Consider the following 18,473-nt stretch of genomic DNA (forward strand, 5'->3'; position numbering starts at 1 on the left):
CCCTACAGGGTCACCTGGACGGACGATTCCGGCAGCAGCCTGGTGAAGTCCGCGGGGAGGGGTAGCTCCTTGCCGATGCTTTCCGAGAATGCCTTCATCACAAAGCCGGTGGTCAGCGTCTGCCACACCCCGATCTTGCGGAGCATGAAGTGGCCGGCGCCCTTGAGGGCAACGTACTGCATGCTGGCTGCCTCGGTGGAGGCACGCCGGGCGAACAGCAGGGACGCCGAGGCGCTGGTCCACCTGTCCGTGGTTCCGTGCACAATAAGCACCTTGCGGTTGGCCACTCCGGACGTGGGAGTTGCGGGGTTGAGCCAAGGGGCAAGGGCGACGACGGCCTCCACGCCTGGGTGGTCCGCGGCGATCACAGCGGTGAGCCCGCCCATGGAATGTCCTACCAGGAACACGGGCACGTCCGGGTGCTGCTCCTGGATCCGGGCGAGTGCCCAGCGCGCGTCCTGCAGTGGGGACATGTCAGGGCCATTCCAGCCGCGAACGCTGTTGCGGAGCGACCATACGGCCAGGCCGTGCTTCCGGCCGGCGCGGTGCAGGTGCCAGGCGAAGGGCACCATCCTTGCCGGACTGAGGTGCTTGGCCTCCACCGGCTCACGGCTTTGGGATTTGCCCCCATGCAGGACCAGTGCAACTCCCCGCGTGGGGCCTGACGAACTGCGGACGCTGAGTACTGCCTGGCGGGCCGCCCCGTGTCCTTCGGAAGGGCGCGTGCCATTGTTTTTGTCAGTATTGCTGTTGGCCATACCTGGTACCTCCCAGTCCCCGATGATCCATTTATCAACCCTACGGTGCCGGACGTAGAGTTCAATGTATGAGGTTCTACAGCTGATGGGGTCCGGTCACTCCCACGCTTCCACAGGTCATTCGGAGCCAACACCGCAGGCGATGGCCGCCCGGCGGAAGGCAAACCGCATCCTCGCGGCAGTACTGATTCCGCTGACGCTGCTCACCCTCGCAGGGATGGCGATGCTCTGGCCCTCCGGCAGCAAGGAGGGCATCTCCCTGGCCAACCCCTACTCCGCCGCGCCCGGAGTCACCTTCGATACCGGCGCCATCCAAAGCGTGGTGACGGAAAACTGCATGCAGGGCATTGCCCAGCAGGGCCAGGGAGAGCCGGCGCAAACCCAGCAGGGCCAGCAAAGCCAACAGGGATCTGACTGCACCTTTGCCTACACGGAACCGGACAAGGGAGGAAGCCCGGTCAAAGTGGTGATCAACCCGGACGTCGCGAAGTCGCACGGGGTGAAGCCCGGTGACCAGATCAGGTATCTGAACCTGTCCAACGCCCAGGGCGCCTCCGCCTCCCAGGGTTCGCCCGCCTTCATCTTCGTGGACTTCGTCCGGACCCTGCCGATCGTCCTGCTGGCGCTGCTGTACGCGGCGGTGGTGATCGCGGTGGCCCGCTGGCGGGGCCTCCGCGCCCTGATCGGGCTTGTCGGCGCGTACTTCGTGCTGGCCAGCTTTATGCTTCCCGGGCTGGTGGAAGGGAAACCGCCCCTCCTGCTGGCCCTGGTGGGATCCACGGTGATCATGATCGGGGTCCTGTATTTCGCCCACGGCTTCTCCGCCCGGACTTCCACCGCACTGCTGGGCACAATGTTCGGGCTGGGCATCACCGCGCTCCTGGCGGCATGGGCAACCGGCGCGGCGAACCTCGCCGGGGTGGGGAACCACGAGGCAACCACCCTGGTGAACACCTCCGCCAACATCTCCATCTCCGGCGTCATCCTGTGCGGGCTCATCATCTCCGGCCTGGGTGTCCTCAACGACGTGACCATCACCCAGTCCTCCGCGGTGTGGGAACTGTACGAACTGGCGCCGGGCAGCAGTGCCCGGAAACTCTTCACCTCGGCCATGCGGATCGGCCGGGACCACATTGCGTCCACCGTCTACACCATCGCGTTCGCCTACGCCGGCGCGGCCCTTCCCATCCTCATCATCGTGATGCTTTACGACCGCCCGCTCGCTGACACGCTCACCAGCGCGGAGCTGTCCGAGGAAGTCATCCGGACCCTCGTGGGCTCCATCGGGCTGGTCCTGGCCATTCCGGTCACCACGCTGATCGCTGTGCTGGTGGTCAAGGCCACCGGCGTCCGGGCAGGAGGCCCGGAGGCACAGGAGCCCCAGGCAGCGGAACCAGGCAGCCAGGGGGAGCCGGGCGTGGATGACAACGGGTCGCTGGCCGCAGCAGCCCTTGCCCGCCGGTCGCGGCTTTCCGCCGCTGAGCTGGAGGACGCACCGCCCACCAGGCGTGGGCGCCGGGCAGACCGCGGCTGACCACCTTGGTTGCCCAGCACGTCCGGCAGCCCGATTTGCCCGGCTTTGCAACAATGGACAGGTGACTGTTGCAGCAACCCCTCCCGCCCCCAAGCTGGAACTCCCGCCCCTGAAGCTGGGTCCCATCACCGTGGACACGCCGGTGATCCTGGCGCCCATGGCCGGCATCACCAACTCCGCCTTCCGCAGGCTCTGCCGTGAATACGGCGGCGGCATGTACGTGGCGGAGATGGTCACCTCCCGTGCCCTGGTGGAGCGGACACCGGAGTCCCTGCGGATCATTTCCCACGACGACGACGAAAAGGTGCGCTCGGTCCAGCTGTACGGCGTGGACCCGGTGACAGTAGGCGCGGCTGTGCGCATGCTCGTCGAGGAGGACCGCGCGGACCATATCGACCTCAACTTCGGCTGCCCCGTTCCCAAGGTCACCCGCAGGGGCGGCGGCTCGGCCCTGCCCTGGAAGATCGACCTTTTCACCTCGATCGTGCAGACCGCCGTCAGGGAAGCGTCGAAGGGCAACGTCCCGCTGACCATCAAGATGCGCAAGGGCATCGACGATGACCACCTCACGTACCTCGACGCCGGCCGCATCGCCCGCGACTCCGGAGTGGCCGCCGTCGCCCTTCACGGCCGCACGGCCGCCCAGTTCTACTCCGGTCAGGCCGACTGGTCCGCCATCGCGCGCCTGCGCGAGGCCCTGCCGGACATCCCGGTGCTGGGCAACGGGGATATCTGGTCCGCGGAAGACGCGGTCCGGATGGTCCGCGAAACCGGTGTTGACGGCGTAGTGGTGGGCCGCGGCTGCCAGGGCCGGCCCTGGCTGTTCGGTGACCTGCAGGCTGCCTTCGAAGGCAGCGACACCCGGCACAAGCCGAATCTGGGCCAAGTAGCCCAGGGGGTTTACCGGCACGCCGAACTCATGGTGGAAACCTTCGCTGACGAGGGCAAGGCGCTGCGGGAGATCCGCAAGCACATCGCCTGGTACTTCAAGGGCTACGTGGTGGGAGGCGAGCTCCGCACGCGGATGGCGCTGGTAAACAGCCTTGAGGAACTGCGCTCTGCCCTGGACGAGCTGGACACCGAGTCTCCCTACCCCGGGGTCGACGCCGAAGGCCCCCGCGGCCGGGCCGGCTCGCCCAAGCGGCCCGCGCTGCCAAAGGACTGGCTGGAATCCCGCGCCCTCAATGCGGACCAGTCACGGGACATCTCCGCGGCGGAACTGGACGTTTCCGGTGGCTGAAACGCGTACTGCCGCCCCGGTCCTGCCGGGCTATGACACCCACGACTCCGCGCGCTGGGTGGAGGAGCCGCCCAAGAACGTCTACCGCTCGGACTTCGAACGTGACCGCGCCCGCGTGCTGCATTCCTCGGCGCTCCGCCGGCTGGGTGCAAAGACCCAGGTGGTGGCACCGGACACGGATGATTTCGTCCGCACCCGCCTGACCCACAGCCTCGAGGTTGCCCAGGTGGGCCGCGAGCTGGGCCGTTCCCTGGGCTGCGATCCCGACGTCGTGGACACCGCCTGCCTCAGCCACGACCTCGGACACCCGCCGTTCGGGCACAACGGGGAATCGGCGCTCAACGAGGTGGCGCACGCCATCGGAGGTTTCGAGGGCAACGCCCAGACCCTGCGGCTCCTGACCCGGCTCGAGCCCAAGGTGCTGACGCCGGACGGCCAGCCCGCAGGCCTGAACCTCACCAGGGCAAGCCTGGATGCGGCAGCCAAATACCCGTGGTCCGCGCTGGAAGCCCCGGTGATCCACGGCCAGCGGACCAGCAAGTTCGGCGCCTATGAGGACGACCTGCCGATCTTCAACTGGATCCGGGAGGGCGCTCCGGAGCGCCGCTCCTGCCTGGAGGCCCAGGTGATGGACCTTGCGGATGACATTTCGTATTCCGTGCACGACGTCGAGGACGCGATCGTGGCCGGGCACTTCCAGCTGCGGTGGATGGACAACCCGGACCACCGCGCCAGGGTGGTGGGCTACGCCAAGCAGTGGTACCTGCCGCACAATGATCCCGCCGCCATTGACGCCGCCCTGGCCCGGCTCGAAGCCACGGACGTGTGGGTGCGCGAGGCCGACGGCAGCCGCAAATCCATGGCGGCCCTGAAAAACATGACCAGCCAGCTGATCGGCAGGTTCTGCCAGAGCGCGCTGGAAACCACCCGCGCCGTGTACGGCCCGGAGAACCTGACGCGGTTCAACGCCGAGCTTATGGTTCCGGACGAGACCGTCATGGAGATCGCGGTCATGAAGGGCCTGGCCACCACGTTCGTGATGACCACCGAGCACCGCCAGCCCATCTACGAGCGCCAGCGTGAGGTGCTCCACGCCCTGGTCACGGCCCTGAGCGCCACCGGCGACCGCCACCTGGAACCGATGTTCGCGGCGGACTGGCGGGACGCGCCCGACGACGGTGCGCGCCTTCGCGTGGTGATCGACCAGGTAGCGTCGCTGACCGACGGCTCGGCACTGGCCATGTACGAACGGCTGGTGGGGAGCCTGCCGTCGCTGTGGTGAGGAATCCCACGTGGCGCTCATCGCCGTCGTACCCCAAGGCTAGGATGGCTCTGTGCCAGGGCTGATCAAACGCGAAGATATTGACGAAGTCCGCCAGCGCACGGACATCAAGGAAGTGGTTGACGGCTACGTCACGCTCAAGGGCGCCGGGCTGGGGACCTTCAAAGGCCTGTGCCCCTTCCACGACGAACGTTCCCCCTCCTTCACCGTCCGGCCGCAGGTGGGCCGGTACCACTGCTTTGGCTGCGGCGAGGACGGCGACGTCATCGCGTTCGTGCAGAAGCAGGACCACAGTTCGTTCCAGGAAGCCGTGGAGAAGCTGGCCGCCCGGATCGGCTACGAGCTGCGGTACGAGGACGGCGGAACCGGCCCCAACCGCGAGGAAGTGGGGCGCCGGCAGCGGCTGCTGGACGCCCACAAAATCGCCGACGAGTTTTTCCAGGCGCAGCTGCTGACGCCCGGCGCCGCGGAGGCACGCACCTTCCTGCACGGCCGCGGGTTCGACCGGGCGGCCGCAGAGCAGTTCGGCGTGGGCTACGCCCCGCAAGGCTGGGACGCGCTGCTCAAGCACCTCCGCGGCCGGGGCTTTACGGATGCGGAACTCAAGCTGACAGGAATGTTCTCCGAAGGAAACCGGGGAATCTACGACCGCTTCCGGGGGCGCCTGGTCTGGCCCATTCGCGATATCGCCGGCGACACCATCGGCTTCGGCGCCCGCAAGCTCTATGAGGACGACCAAGGCCCCAAGTACCTCAACACCCCCGAGACCGCGCTCTACAAGAAGTCACAGGTGCTGTACGGCATCGACCTCGCCAAGCGCAGCATCGCCAAGGACCGGCAGCTTGTGGTGGTGGAGGGCTATACGGACGTGATGGCCTGCCACCTTGCAGGAATCACGACGGCGGTTGCCACCTGCGGCACCGCGTTCGGCACCGACCACATCAAGATCGCCCGCCGCCTGCTGTCCGACGACGGCACTGGGGGAGAGGTCATCTTCACCTTCGACGGCGACGCCGCCGGGCAGAAGGCGGCGCTGCGCGCCTTCGAGGAGGACCAGCGCTTCACTGCCCAGACCTACGTAGCCGTGGAGCCCACCGGTGCGGATCCCTGCGACCTGCGGCAAAGCAGGGGCGACGAAGCCGTGCACGCCCTGGTGCAGTCCCGCCGGCCCTTGTTTGAATTCGCCATCCGGACAACCCTGAAGCAGTTCAACCTGGATACCGTGGAAGGGCGCGTCCAGGGCCTGAAAGCCTCGGTGCCCGTAGTTGCCGCCATCCGCGACGCCTCCACCCGGACCGGCTACTGCCAGGCCCTCACAGGCTGGCTGGGCATGCCGGACCCGAACGAGGTGCTGCGGCTGGTCACCACGGAAGTCAAAAATGCCGGCAAGCGCGGCGACCAGGGAGGGGCTCCCGCTGCCGCCCCCCGGGCCTCCGCCCCCGCAGCCCCACCCGGCGGGCCCGGCGTAGCTGCAGGGCCGCCGTCGGGAGCTGTGCCGTCCTACCACCGGCCCGACCCCCGGGACCCCGTGGCCTCCATGGAGCGGCAGGCGCTCGAGGTTGCCCTGCAGGAGCCGTCGCTCCTGGCGGGCGGGGTCTGGGAACGCTTTTCCGCCGCCCGCTTCGCCACCCCCGCCTTCCAGGCCGTCCACGACGCCATGCGGGCCACGGATCCCGCCCTCACTGCCGACCCCGTCCGGTGGGTTGAGCATGTGATGCACGAGGTTCCGGAACCATTGCGGCCCCTGGTATCCGAGCTTGCTGTTGTTCCGTTGCCCGCCAGCACCGAAGAAGCCGTGCAGAAGTACTGCCGGGACATCCTCTCCCGGCTGTTCGAGCTTCAAATTACCCGGGTCAAGGCGGACAAGATGGGCCAGCTCCAGCGGCTGGACCCAGCGGCTGATCCGGAAACGTACCAGCGGCTCAACCGTGAACTGATGATGCTGGAGATGGAACGCCGGGCACTCAGGTCTGACGCCTGATCTGATGTTTCTGAGGTCCAGGCCCCCTCGGTCCCGTCCCCGATTTCGCTTCCAGCCGGGGACTTTGCTAGGCTAATACCCGCTTCATTCCTCCTTAGCTCAATTGGCAGAGCATTCGACTGTTAATCGAAGGGTTGCTGGTTCAAGTCCAGCAGGAGGAGCGCACAATCCCCGTTCCGGTCTCCGGAACGGGGATTTTTTATGCCCCCAACTGCCCGTTCCACCCCGGACTAGCGCCGATTTCACTTTGGTCGGAAACCTTTGCTAATGTCATACCTGCTTCATTCCTCCTTAGCTCAATTGGCAGAGCATTCGACTGTTAATCGAAGGGTTGCTGGTTCAAGTCCAGCAGGAGGAGCAACACAGAAAATCCCCGTTCCTCCTTTGTGAGGCACGGGGATTTTTGTTTCTCAGACGAAGTCCATCTCCACCTGCAGGAAGCGCTCCGCCTCCGCAATGGCGGCCAGGAACGCCTCTTTTTCGGTGGGTGACGTCCGGGGCTGGCGGGGGTTCCACTCGTGGGGAGCCGAATGGATTCGCACCACTCCGGTGTCCGGCGGCGCGTAGAAGATACCGAAGCGCTGTACCGGCCATTCGGGGGAGGCCTCAGGGGCTACCAGCAGCGCGGCATTGAAAGCGGGGTTGTACCACTGCGCGATGGGCCTCCGCCGGTCATCAGTAAACAGTCCCGCCGCATACAGCGCTGCTGACTGTTCGCCCGCCTGGGCACACAGCCGTTCCCACCACAGTGGCAGTATCCGGTGATCGCACCGTTGCCATGTGGCCGGAAGCGGCGGTTGTTCCTGCCAGGTGGGCACAAACACTATTTTATCGCGGGCGCCCTGCGGGTGGCAGGTACTCCACGCCCGCCACGCGTTTTGCTTCCGCCCCTGCGGTGCGGCGTCAGGGTCGGTTCCAGGGCCCCGGGTTGACGCGGTACAGCAGTGCCGACCCTGCAACCATGCCCAGGACAATGCCCATGGCAGGGTTGCCCAGGGCCCGGCCGGCGAAGTAGCCCGCGACGGCGCCAATCACCGCTCCGAGGAAAAGTCCCCGGCGGTTCCGGTGCGGCCTGCGCTTTGGCGTGTTCTTCACGGCGTCAGTGGATCGACGGAACGGTACGTGGCCGGACCACCAGCCACAGGGCTGCCATGGCCAGTAGGATGCATGCTCCCTGCACCGCGCCCATGGGGGCGGCGCTGGTGATGCCCAGCCAGCCAACCACCGGTGAGATGAGCCCCGCCATCATGAACGTCGAGAACCCGAGCAGGGAGGCCGCAGTGCCGGCCTGGCCCGGATGGCCGGCCAGGGCGAGCACCTGCACGCAGGGGAACATGAACCCCGTCCCCAGGATGTAGAACCACAGGGGAACCAGCACGCCCCACAAGCCGAAGCCCAGCTGGTCGAACACCACGATCAGCGTGGCCATCACGAACATCCAGGCAGTGGCGGCAGCGATGATCCACTGCGGCGGAACCCGGCGGATGAGGCGGGCGCTGGTTTGGATGCCGGCAACAATACCCAGGGAGTTGATGCCGAACAGCAGGCCGTACTCCTGCGGGGAGAAGCCGAAAACGTCCTGGAACAGGAAAGGGGAGGCCGACAGGTACGTGAAGAGGCCGCCAAAGTTCAGCCCGGCCACCAGCAGCAAACCGACAAACACCCTGTCGCTGAAAAGGACCCGGTAGCGTTGGCGGGCCGTCATGCCGCTCTGTCGGCGTTTTTCAGGCGGCAGGGTCTCACGGACCAGGAACAGGGCGGAGGTGATCACCAGCGTCCCGTAGGCGGCAAGGAACACGAAGATCCCGGGCCATTCCATCACCAGGAGCAGCTGTGAACCGATCACGGGCGCCAGGATGGGTGCCAGCCCGTTCACCAGCGCCATGCGGGAAAACATCTTCACCATGGCGTATCCGGAAAACAGGTCCCGGACCATGGCCATGGCCACAACGCCGCCGCCGGCAGCCCCCACGCCCATCAGCACGCGGAAAATGCCCAGGGTGGTGATGTCAGTGGACAGGGCGGCGCCCACGGAAGCTGCAATGTGGACGGCCGTCGCCAGGATAAGCGGGGTGCGGCGGCCGAACCTGTCGCTGAAGGGGCCCACCACCAGCTGGCCGATGGCGAATCCAACGGTGGTGCCGGCCAGGGTCAGCTGGACCTGGGCCTCGGTCACGCCCAGGCTCGCCTCCAGGGCCGGGAACGCAGGAAGGTAAAGGTCGATCGTGAACGGACCCAACGCCGTCAGGGCGCCGAGCAGCAGGATGTACAAAAGTTTCCGGCGGCGGCTCAACAGGTCGCCCGGATTGCTGGGAATGGTCACGGAGATCAATCCTAGGCCCGGCGCTGCCTAATTTTGCAGCGTTGTAGGCCACGCCGCCCGGCAAGCCCCGAAGTTCGCCCTGAACCTGAATGATAGTTTTGGTGCGGGGACTGTGCAGCTGCACTTTCCTGCAGCACACGGAAGCCGATTCGACCCATAACCAGTAAGGCGGAACCGATGAGCGGACGTCACAGCGGGCGTACCAGCCAGGGATTGCGCATCACTGCGCTGCCCAGGACGCTTAAACTCCTTTTCCGGTTGGCGCCGCGCCAGCTCAATGACGAAATCGCCTTCGCGAAGATTGAGCTTAAGCGCAAGGGAATCCAGGTTGGAGTCGCCGCTGCCTTTTTCGCCGTCGCCCTCGTTTTCCTCCTCTTCCTTGTGGTCGGCCTCATCGTGGCAGCCATCATGGGACTGGCAACCATCATGCCCGCCTGGCTGGCCGCCCTCCTGGTGTCCGCGGCCTTCCTGCTGATCGCGCTGATCGGCGGCCTGATCGGTGCCCGGAAGTTCAAGAAGGCCATGCCGCTCATGCCGGAAGAGACCATCCGCGGCATCAAGCACGATATCGGCGTGGTCAAAGAAGGCTCCGCGTTCAACCCGGCTGTCCTTGACCCGCAGAGTCCCGAAGCCAAGGCGGCGAAGGCCGCAAAGGATGAAGCGGCTGCCAAGGCCAAGGCCGAGAAGGCAGCCAAGGCCGCTGAACACGAGAAGGAATTCCCGCACGCCTCCGAACCGGAGCTGGTGCGCCGGCTCAGCCAGCGCCGCCACCACCTCACCGAAGTGCGCGACGAACTGGGCACCGAACTGGATGTCAAGCCCCAGGGCAGGTACCTGCTGGCAACCGCCCAGGACAAACTGCGCGAAGGCCAGGCCCTGGCCGGCCACGGCAGGGATATTGCCGGCCGGAAATTCGCAGCGTTGTCCGGATCCGCGGACCTGGAGCAGCGCTGGAAGCCGCTGGCAGCGTTTATCGCCGCGGGAACCGTCTTCCTGGTCCTGGTACGCAAGCTCCTCCGGACGTACTAGCACCGGCACCGGGCAGGCTCTTCGGCAGCCCCCGGAAGTTCAGGGAACGGCAATATCGCTCGCAGGGGGCAGCAGGAAGGAAGGGGGACGGGGTGAAGTTCATTGGTGCCGGCTCCCGTCCCGGACGCCCCCAGGTGGACCACGATCTCGTGTTCACCATCCCCAACCTGCTGACCGTGGTGCGCTTCATGGGGGTGCCGCTCTTCATCTGGCTTGTCCTGGCCCAGAAGGAATACGGTGCCGCCGTTGTGGTCCTTGCCGTCATGGCCAGCACCGACTGGGTAGACGGGTACATCGCCCGCCGCTTTGACCAAACCTCGAAACTTGGCAGAGTCCTGGACCCGATCGCCGACCGGCTGGCGCTGATAGCGGTCGCTGTCACGCTGGTGATTGCCGGCGTCGTCCATTGGCTCTACCTGGCCGCCCTGGTGGTTCCGGACGCTGTCCTGCTGACCATGACGCTGTTTTTCTTCCGTGGCCACCCTGACCTTCCCGTGAGCGTGGTTGGCAAGGTGCGCACCGGCCTGCTGCTGCTGGGGACCCCCATGCTGGTCCTCTCACGGCTGGACACAGGGTTCTCGGCCGGGTTGTTCGTCGCCGCGTGGATAGTCCTGGGCCTGGGGTTGATCGGCCACTGGATCGCTGCCTACAACTACTTCTGGGCCATCCTGCGAAAGGGCAGAATGCAGGCACAGCACGACGACGGGACCGCCTGATGGTATGGCTGGCAGTCGGGCTTGCGCTGCTTGGCGCGTTCTGCCTGGCCCTTGGTGCGCAGCGCCAGGGAAGCGCCGTCAAAGCCGACACGGGCGGCCTGGCCCTGAGTTCCAACGGCTTCCTGCGCCTGCTTCGAAATCCCCGCTGGGTGTTCGGACTCCTGCTCCTGTGTGCCGGCATGGCCATGAACGCCGTGGCACTCGTGTCCGCACCGCTCACTGTGGTCCAGCCCATAGGCGCGATCGCCCTGGTGATCACCACCATCATCAATGCCAAGGACCAGAACCTCACCATCAACAGGGCAACGGTGGTGGCCATCGCGGCCTGCGTGACGGGCTCTGCGCTTTTCGTCCTCCTGGCGGTCAACGTCACGCAGGAAAACCACGACGTAACCGTCGCCGACGAGGTCACCATCGTGCTGCTGCTGGCCCTCGCCGTCGGTCTCTTCGGCACCCTGGCCGTGATGTTCAGGCACCGGATCAACGCCTTCGTCTATATCCTCGGCGCCGGGGTCCTCTTCGGGTTCGTTGCCGTCCTGACCCGGATCATCGGCAAGCACCTGCTCGATCCGAACGGGCTGTTCCTGCTGAACGTGCAGTGGTACTCCGTGGTGGCCCTCATCGCCGCGGGCGGGCTGGGGTCGTGGTTTGTCCAGAGCGCCTACTCGTCGGGACCGCCGGACCTGGTGATCGCAGGACTGACCGTCATTGATCCCCTGGTGGGAATAGCCATCGGCATTGTGATCCTCGGCGAACTCCGGCCGGATGTCCACGCCGTGATGGCCATTGCCATGGGAACCGCTGCCTCCCTTGCTATCGTTGGGGTGATCGCCCTTTCCAGGCACCATCCTGAGGTCACGAAGCGCAAGAAGGACGCGCGGAAGGCCGTGGGCCGGGCGAGCCGCTAGCCACTGACCACCAGATCCCGCCGTTTTTTACGCAAGCAAGATCCACCACGAGGCCAGGCGCCACCGCGCCGGCGGCCAACTGTGCTGCCAGTACATGCTGTGCGCACCGTGACCATCAGGAGCTCTCCACGTGACCACGCCCGCAGACCAGCGTCCCCTGACCATCCTGATCGCTGCAGACACCTATCCGCCCCACATCAACGGAGCAGCACAGTTCGGCTACCGCCTGGCCAAGGGAATGACCGGCCGCGGGCACAACGTCCATGTACTGGCCTGCCGCGCGGACAACGGAAAGAGCTTCACGGAGTTTCGGCCCGAAGGGACAGTCCACAGGCTGCGCTCCCACGGCGTCCCCACGCACGAGTACTTCCGGATTTGCCTTCCCTGGGAAATCAAGAAGGAGATCAGCCTCCTCTTCGACCGGGTGAAACCCGACGTGGTGCATATCCAGAGCCACTACATGATCGGCGAGCACGTCCTGTACGAGGCCGTGAAACGCGGCGTCCGGATCGTAGCCACCAACCACTTCATGCCGGAGAACCTCAACCCGTTCCTGCCGTTTCCCCAGTGGTTCAAGGGCATTATCGGCCGGATCTCCTGGAAGGACATGGGCAAGGTCATGGGCAAGGCGGACGTGGTCACCACGCCCACCCCGCTCGCAGCCAAGGCCATGCACCAGCACGCCTTCCTGCGCAAGGTGCTGCCGCTGTCCAACGGCATTGACTCCGCAGCCTACGAACTCCAGCCCGGCGAGCAGATCGAACCCCACCCGCACCCCACCGTAGTGTTTGCCGGGCGGCTGGCCGAGGAGAAGCACGTGGATGTGCTCATCGAAGCCGTCAGCAAGACTCCGCCGGAACTCAACGTCCACCTGGAAATTGTCGGCGGCGGCGAGGTGCGCTCCTCCCTGGAGGAGCTGGTCCGCCGGCTGCGCATGACGGACCGGGTAAAGTTCCTGGGCCTCGCCAGTGACGAGGAACTGCGCCGGGCCTACATCCAGGCCGACCTGTTCTGCATGCCGGGAACGGCGGAGCTGCAGTCCCTGGTCACGCTCGAGGCGATGTCGGCCTCCACTCCTGTAGTGCTGGCGGATGCCATGGCCCTGCCGCACCTGGTGCGCGACGGCGAAAACGGCTACCTGTTCACGCCGAACGACAGCGACGACCTCGCCAAGAAGATCACCATGGTCCTGGAGCTCCCTGCCGACCAGCGTGCCGCCATGGGACAGACCAGCCGGCAGATGGTGGAGCCCCACAGCATCGATGGCACGCTGCAGACCTTCGAGGACCTGTACCGCGGAGCGCGCTTCGAGGACAAGGTGGTCTGAACGCTTTCCCGGGTTTGCTAGAGTAATTTTGCCCTGCCACCGCGTACCGATCGCGGGAGGTTCCGGGCATGAGGGGCTATAGCTCAGCTGGTTAGAGCGCGGGACTCATAATCCTAAGGTCCTCGGTTCAAGTCCGAGTAGCCCTACCCCCCAACGCGGAAACCGCGGCCGGCATGCATGCCGGCCGCGGTTTTCTTTCTTAAGCCTTCGATCTGCGGTATGTTACTGAGCAGTAACTTACCGTGCTCCTTCCCGGCGAGCTCCGGTCACCGCTGATCATTGTGAGGTAACCATGTCCACCACCGCTGCCGACCTCAACGACCTTCCCTATGCCGATGGCGACTTCTACGCCTTCGAACAGCTGCTGAGCGACAAGGAGCGGGACCGGCTGGCGGAGGTCAGGGAGTTCCTGGCCCGCGAAGTGCGGCCCATCGCCGTGGACTGCTGGAACCGGGGGGAGTTCCCGATGGACCTTATCCCGAAGCTTGCCGGCATCGACCTGGTCAGCCCCGTCCACCGGCAGGGCCACTCCAACCTGTTCGCCGGCCTGGTCCACGCCGAAGTGACACGCGCCGACACCTCCATTTCCACCTTCATGGGAGTCCATGACGGGCTGTTCACGGGCTCCATCGAAGCGCTGGCTTCGCAGGAGCAAAAGGATGCCTGGCTCCCGGACATCTACAGCATGAAGAAGATCGGGGCTTTTGGCCTCACTGAGCCGCTTGGCGGATCGGACGTCGCGGGCGGAACCCGCACCACGGCGCGTAGGGAAGGGGACTCCTGGATCCTCAATGGAGAAAAGCGCTGGATTGGAAATGCAACCTTCTCCGACTGGGTGGTGGTCTACGCCCGCGACCTCGCCGATGACAAGGTCAAGGGGTTCCTGGTGGACACGTCACTCGACGGCTTCAGCGCCAGCAAAATCGAGAACAAGATTGCGCTCCGCACCGTCCAGAACGCCGACATCAGCCTGCAGAACGTGGTGGTGCCGGACTTCTACAAGCTTGCCAACGCCAACAGCTTCCGCGACGTCAACAAGGTCCTGAAGGTCACCCGGCTCGGTGTGGCCTGGCAGGCCGTCGGCCAGCAGCTGGCTGCGTTCGACGTGGCCCGGCGCTATGCCGTGGAGCGCCACCAGTTCGGCCGGCCGCTGGCATCCTTCCAGCTGGTGCAAAGCCAGCTGGTCCAGATCCTGGGCAATGCCGTCAGCTCCATGGGCATGATGGTCCGGCTCTCCCAGCTGGAGGACGCCGGCGAGGCCAAGGATGAGCAGTCCGCCCTTGCCAAGGCTTTCACCACCGCGCGGATGCGTGAGAGCGTGGCGATCGGCAGGAGCCTCCTGGGCGGCAACGGCATTGTGACGGACTTTGAGATGGCCAAAATCTTTGCGGACGCAGAAGCCATCTATTCCTACGAAGGAACGCACGAGATCAACACGCTGGTGACCGGCAGGGCCATCACCGGGATCTCAGCCATCGTCTAGGGTCCATGGCAGGCCTCGTCCGGCCTGCTGTTCCCTAGGAGTCCAGGGGCAGCAGGATCGATGGCCTCAGGTCCATCACGAACTGCAGCGGATCCACGTAGTCTTCCCCGCGCCGGACGCCCCAGTGGACACAGGGCACGGTAGGGCAGTGCCCGGGAAGCACCGTGCCGATAACCTGGCCCTCCGCCACTGGGGTCCCGGCGGCAAGGGTGCTGTGAACGGGCTCGAAGCTGCTCCGCAGCCCATCTCCGTGGTCGATGGTGATCACCGGCCGGTCCACCACCATGCCCATATAGCTGACGGTACCCGCCGCCGGGGAGATGACCGGTGCGCCGTCGGCCGTTGCTCCCAAATCAACGCCCCGGTGGCCGCTGAGCCAGGGCTTGGGCGGGGGATCGAAATGCCGCAGCACCTGCGGGCGCGGGGCAAGCGGCCATTGCCACGAAGGCACGGCTACCGCCGGGGAGCTGGCGGCAGCAGGGTAATGCCCCGCCTGCTGCACGGAATAGGCTGGCCCGAACGCCATGGGCTCGCCGGCCGGGGCCAGCGAGGCCGGCAGCAGGAGAAGGGCCGCGAGCTGCCGTGATGGTTTCATGCCACCAGATTGCTCTTGCTCCAAAGGCGCCGGAAGTGCCCACTTCGGCTATGTGGACAAGCCCCGTGCCGGCGTCGCTACTGTCCTCGTCAGTGTCCTCCTGCTGAAGGTGCCTGTAGTACACTTGGTGGAGCAGTTTGCTGCGCCCTCAATGCTTTCGGTCCGGCGGATATCCCAGTGGTCTTTCCAACGGTATATGCCCGTGTCCGGAATGCGTCGGCACATCTCATTCAGGAGTGTGGGGGAGCAGCTGCTGACTACGCGCATCCAGCCCTCCTGCAAGCGACGCTCCGGCCTCGCCGACGGGGGATCAGGCCTCCTGCGGTCAGGACCATCGTCCTGATGGGAAGCATGGTGGATGCCAGGAGCACGGCCCAGCCTGGGCCACGCTAATAAACCGTCAACTATTGGCAGGGTAAGAGAGCCATGGGCTCTCTCATGAATGACCTGCCGGAAGGAGCGCCGGCATGCCCGTCGTAACCATGCGCCAGCTGCTTGACAGCGGCGTCCACTTTGGACACCAGACCCGCCGTTGGAACCCGAAGATGAAGCGCTTCATCTTCACCGAGCGCAACGGCATCTACATCATTGACCTGCAGCAGTCGCTGTCCTACATCGACCGTGCCTACGAGTTCGTGAAGGCCACCGTTGCACACGGCGGCACCGTTCTCTTCGTCGGCACCAAGAAGCAGGCCCAGGAAGCGATCGCCGAGCAGGCCACCCGCGTTGGCCAGCCGTACGTCAACCAGCGTTGGCTTGGCGGTATGCTGACCAACTTCCAGACTGTCTCCAAGCGCATCCAGCGCATGAAGGAACTGGAAGAGATCGACTTCGACGACGTCGCCGGTTCCGCTTACACCAAGAAGGAACTGCTGCTCCTTCGCCGTGAACTCACCAAGCTGGAAACCAACCTCGGTGGTATCCGCAACCTGACCAAGGCACCGTCCGTGCTCTGGATCGTGGACACCAAGAAGGAACACCTCGCCGTTGACGAGGCCAAGAAGCTGAACATCCCCGTTGTGGCCATCCTGGACACCAACTGCGATCCTGACGAAGTCGACTTCCCGATCCCGGGCAACGACGACGCCATCCGCTCCGTGAACCTCCTCACCCGCGTTGTTGCCGACGCCGTTGCCGAGGGCCTCATCGCCCGCAACAACCGCGGCACCGGTGCTGCCGAAGCTCCGGAAGAGCCCCTGGCTGAATGGGAGCGCGAGCTCCTCGAAGGCAGCAAGGCTGAAGAGGCTGCTGCTCCGGCCGCTGAAGAAGCTGCTGCTCCGGCTGCCGAGGAAGCCCCGGCCGCTGCCGAGGCTCCCGCCGAAGACGCCAAGTAACACAAGTACATCCGGATTTTCCGGCGCTGCCTGCAGCGCCGGAGCTGCTGACAGGATGGCGGCCCACCCGTGGGCTGCCGTCCTGTCAGTCCGTACACCACCACACATTTCTAGACAGAGGGGTTCACATGGCGAACTACACTGCCGCGGACATCAAGGCCCTGCGCGAGCGCACCGGCGCCGGCATGATGGACGTCAAGAAGGCTCTTGACGAGGCCAACGGTGACGCCGAGAAGGCCATCGAAATCATCCGCATCAAGGGCCTCAAGGGCGCTACCAAGCGTGAAGGCCGCTCCACCGCTGAAGGCCTGGTGGCCGCCAAGGTCAGCAACGGCGTCGGCGTCATGATCGAGGTCAACTGCGAGACCGACTTCGTGGCCAAGGCCGACAAGTTCATCCAGCTGGCCGACAAGGTCCTGGCCGTCGCCGTCGAGTCCGGCGCTGCCGACCTCGAGACCCTGCTCGCCACCGATGTTGACGGCAAGCCCCTCTCCGAGGTCGTCGTCGAAGAAGGCGCTGTCCTGGGCGAGAAGGTTGTTGTCCGCCGCATCTCCCGCATCGAGGGCGCAACGGTTGACGCTTACCTGCACAAAACCTCCAAGGACCTCCCGGCCCAGGTTGGCGTGCTGTTCGCTGTTGACGGTGAAGGCGAAGCCGCTGCAACTGCAGCACACGACGTCGCAGTCCACATCGCTGCCATGGCTCCGAACTACCTGACCCGCGAGGACGTCCCGTCCGACCTGGTCGAGTCCGAGCGCCGCATCGCCGAAGAGACCGCCAAGGCTGAGGGCAAGCCCGAGGCCGCGCTCACCAAGATCGTGGAAGGCCGCGTTACCGGCTTCTACAAGGGTGAGGTCCTGGTTGACCAGGCATTCGCGAAGGACGCCAAGAAGTCCGTGGCGCAGGTCCTCACTGAGGCCGGTGTCAAGGGAACCGCGTTCACGCGTTTCCGCGTCGGCTCCTAGCCGAAACTGCAAGGGGGTGGCCACTTCGGTGGCCGCCCCTTTTGCATGCGCGGGGGAGGCCTCCGTATGGGGCAGGCCGGAATAAGACCTTTGGCCGCGCAGCAGGATAACCTTTTTAGAGTCCACCAACGGGAAGGCATCATGGAAGCCGTCAACACTGTAATCCAGCCAGAGAAAAGCCGACGCCGGGTCCTCTTGAAGCTTTCAGGTGAAGTCTTCGGCGGCGGAAAGCTGGGCGTTGACCCCGAGACCGTCCGCGACGTCGCCAAGCAGATCGCTGCAGCCGTTCCCCAGGTGGAGGTGGCCATCGTCGTCGGCGGCGGCAACTTCTTCCGCGGTGCGGAGCTCTCCCAGAGCGGCATGGACCGTTCCCGCGCGGACTACATGGGCATGCTCGGCACCGTGATGAACTGCCTGGCCCTGCAGGACTTCCTGGAGCAGGCCGGCGTCGAAACCCGGGTCCAAAGCGCCATCACCATGGGCCAGGTCGCCGAGGCCTACATCCCCCGCCGTGCCATCCGCCACATGGAAAAGGGCCGCGTAGTCATCTTCGGTGCCGGCGCGGGCCTGCCGTACTTCTCCACCGACACCGTCGCCGCCCAGCGGGCCCTCGAGGTCCACGCCGACGTTGTCCTGATGGCCAAGAGCGGCGTGGACGCCGTCTACACCGCCGACCCCAAGAAGGACCCCACCGCCGAGCGGCTGGAAACCCTCAGCTACGACGACGCCCTTCGCCGCGACATCCGCGTCATGGACCAGACCGCCATGACCATGTGCAAGGACAACGACCTTTCCATGGTGGTCTTTGGCATGGAAGGCGAAGGCAACGTCACCAGGGCCATCCTCGGCGAAAAGCTGGGCACGCTGGTCACCACCTAGCTACAGCTAGGATGATTTCAGGACTGTTCCGTTCCTGCCCCTGCGGGCGGGCACGGGCCGGCATCAAAGAACCACGTTTGTGCATGGACCCGGCGCCCCGGACTGCACCAGAATCTGAG

Annotated in this window: 17 protein-coding genes and 3 tRNA genes; 15 read left to right on the forward strand and 5 right to left on the reverse strand. The window is 65.4% G+C overall.

Annotated features, from left to right (window positions below; all coding sequences use genetic code 11):
• Window positions 1–2: 2 nt before the first annotated feature.
• Window positions 3–758 carry an alpha/beta hydrolase gene (locus IEX43_RS04785; protein ID WP_188809308.1) on the reverse strand — a complete coding sequence of 252 codons (756 nt, stop codon included), beginning with the start codon at window positions 756–758 and terminating at the stop codon, window positions 3–5.
• Window positions 759–900: 142 nt separating this feature from the next.
• Here IEX43_RS04785 and IEX43_RS04790 point away from each other — a divergent pair, with 142 nt between their 5' ends.
• From IEX43_RS04790 to IEX43_RS04815, 6 genes are all read left to right on the forward strand, one after another.
• Entirely contained in the window at window positions 901–2,292 is a 1,392-nt protein-coding gene (locus IEX43_RS04790) for a YibE/F family protein (RefSeq protein ID WP_188809309.1), read from the forward strand.
• Between the two features lie 61 nt (window positions 2,293–2,353).
• The gene (dusB, locus tag IEX43_RS04795) at window positions 2,354–3,532 is read left to right on the forward strand and encodes a tRNA dihydrouridine synthase DusB (protein WP_188809310.1); all 1,179 of its coding nucleotides are present in this window, start codon (window positions 2,354–2,356) and stop codon (window positions 3,530–3,532) included.
• Window positions 3,525–4,814, forward strand: a complete 1,290-nt coding sequence (locus IEX43_RS04800; RefSeq protein WP_104185250.1) for a deoxyguanosinetriphosphate triphosphohydrolase — start codon at window positions 3,525–3,527, stop codon at window positions 4,812–4,814. Before dusB ends, IEX43_RS04800 begins: the two co-directional genes overlap by 8 nt.
• Window positions 4,815–4,866: 52 nt before the next feature.
• Complete coding sequence (gene dnaG / locus IEX43_RS04805) at window positions 4,867–6,795, forward strand: DNA primase (protein WP_188809311.1); 1,929 nt, start codon at window positions 4,867–4,869, stop codon at window positions 6,793–6,795.
• Between the two features lie 88 nt (window positions 6,796–6,883).
• Window positions 6,884–6,956 (forward strand) — tRNA-Asn (locus tag IEX43_RS04810).
• A gap of 124 nt (window positions 6,957–7,080) precedes the next feature.
• Window positions 7,081–7,153 (forward strand) — tRNA-Asn (locus IEX43_RS04815).
• A gap of 52 nt (window positions 7,154–7,205) precedes the next feature.
• On the opposite strand, the gene IEX43_RS04820 is transcribed toward IEX43_RS04815, so the two are convergent.
• From IEX43_RS04820 to IEX43_RS04830, 3 genes are all read right to left on the reverse strand, one after another.
• Window positions 7,206–7,613 (reverse strand): hypothetical protein, encoded by a 408-nt coding sequence (locus IEX43_RS04820; protein ID WP_188809312.1) that lies wholly within the window; start codon window positions 7,611–7,613, stop codon window positions 7,206–7,208.
• Between the two features lie 85 nt (window positions 7,614–7,698).
• Window positions 7,699–7,890 carry a hypothetical protein gene (locus IEX43_RS04825; protein ID WP_188809313.1) on the reverse strand — a complete coding sequence of 64 codons (192 nt, stop codon included), beginning with the start codon at window positions 7,888–7,890 and terminating at the stop codon, window positions 7,699–7,701.
• A 4-nt stretch (window positions 7,891–7,894) separates the two neighbouring features.
• Window positions 7,895–9,118, reverse strand: coding sequence for a multidrug effflux MFS transporter (locus IEX43_RS04830; protein WP_188809314.1), 1,224 nt, complete (start codon window positions 9,116–9,118; stop codon window positions 7,895–7,897).
• A 177-nt stretch (window positions 9,119–9,295) separates the two neighbouring features.
• Here IEX43_RS04830 and IEX43_RS04835 point away from each other — a divergent pair, with 177 nt between their 5' ends.
• The 6 genes from IEX43_RS04835 (at window position 9,296) to IEX43_RS04860 (ending at window position 14,581) form a co-directional block, all read left to right on the forward strand.
• Window positions 9,296–10,147 (forward strand): phage holin family protein, encoded by an 852-nt coding sequence (locus IEX43_RS04835; protein WP_104185247.1) that lies wholly within the window; start codon window positions 9,296–9,298, stop codon window positions 10,145–10,147.
• Window positions 10,148–10,239: 92 nt separating this feature from the next.
• Entirely contained in the window at window positions 10,240–10,863 is a 624-nt protein-coding gene (locus tag IEX43_RS04840) for a CDP-alcohol phosphatidyltransferase family protein (protein WP_188809315.1), read from the forward strand.
• Complete coding sequence (locus IEX43_RS04845) at window positions 10,863–11,771, forward strand: DMT family transporter (RefSeq protein ID WP_188809316.1); 909 nt, start codon at window positions 10,863–10,865, stop codon at window positions 11,769–11,771. The genes IEX43_RS04840 and IEX43_RS04845 overlap by 1 nt, the downstream gene beginning before the upstream one ends.
• Before the next feature lie 130 nt (window positions 11,772–11,901).
• Complete coding sequence (locus IEX43_RS04850) at window positions 11,902–13,098, forward strand: glycosyltransferase (RefSeq protein ID WP_188809317.1); 1,197 nt, start codon at window positions 11,902–11,904, stop codon at window positions 13,096–13,098.
• Window positions 13,099–13,170: 72 nt separating this feature from the next.
• Window positions 13,171–13,244: transfer RNA gene (locus IEX43_RS04855), tRNA-Ile, on the forward strand.
• Between the two features lie 146 nt (window positions 13,245–13,390).
• Window positions 13,391–14,581 carry an acyl-CoA dehydrogenase family protein gene (locus tag IEX43_RS04860; RefSeq protein WP_188809318.1) on the forward strand — a complete coding sequence of 397 codons (1,191 nt, stop codon included), beginning with the start codon at window positions 13,391–13,393 and terminating at the stop codon, window positions 14,579–14,581.
• A gap of 34 nt (window positions 14,582–14,615) precedes the next feature.
• Here the strand turns inward: IEX43_RS04860 and IEX43_RS04865 are convergent, their stop codons facing one another.
• Complete coding sequence (locus tag IEX43_RS04865) at window positions 14,616–15,176, reverse strand: M23 family metallopeptidase (RefSeq protein ID WP_188809319.1); 561 nt, start codon at window positions 15,174–15,176, stop codon at window positions 14,616–14,618.
• A gap of 467 nt (window positions 15,177–15,643) precedes the next feature.
• Here IEX43_RS04865 and rpsB point away from each other — a divergent pair, with 467 nt between their 5' ends.
• The 3 genes from rpsB to pyrH all read left to right on the forward strand — a co-directional run bounded on the left by rpsB (window position 15,644) and on the right by pyrH (window position 18,354).
• Window positions 15,644–16,510 carry a 30S ribosomal protein S2 gene (gene rpsB, locus IEX43_RS04870; protein ID WP_188732164.1) on the forward strand — a complete coding sequence of 289 codons (867 nt, stop codon included), beginning with the start codon at window positions 15,644–15,646 and terminating at the stop codon, window positions 16,508–16,510.
• A gap of 128 nt (window positions 16,511–16,638) precedes the next feature.
• Complete coding sequence (gene tsf, locus IEX43_RS04875) at window positions 16,639–17,475, forward strand: translation elongation factor Ts (protein WP_066274704.1); 837 nt, start codon at window positions 16,639–16,641, stop codon at window positions 17,473–17,475.
• A 141-nt stretch (window positions 17,476–17,616) separates the two neighbouring features.
• Window positions 17,617–18,354, forward strand: coding sequence for a UMP kinase (gene pyrH / locus IEX43_RS04880; protein ID WP_066274706.1), 738 nt, complete (start codon window positions 17,617–17,619; stop codon window positions 18,352–18,354).
• The last annotated feature ends 119 nt before the right edge of the window (window positions 18,355–18,473 follow it).

It is taken from the genome of Pseudarthrobacter polychromogenes, assembly GCF_014644495.1.
Classification (GTDB): Bacteria; Actinomycetota; Actinomycetes; order Actinomycetales; family Micrococcaceae; genus Arthrobacter; species Arthrobacter polychromogenes.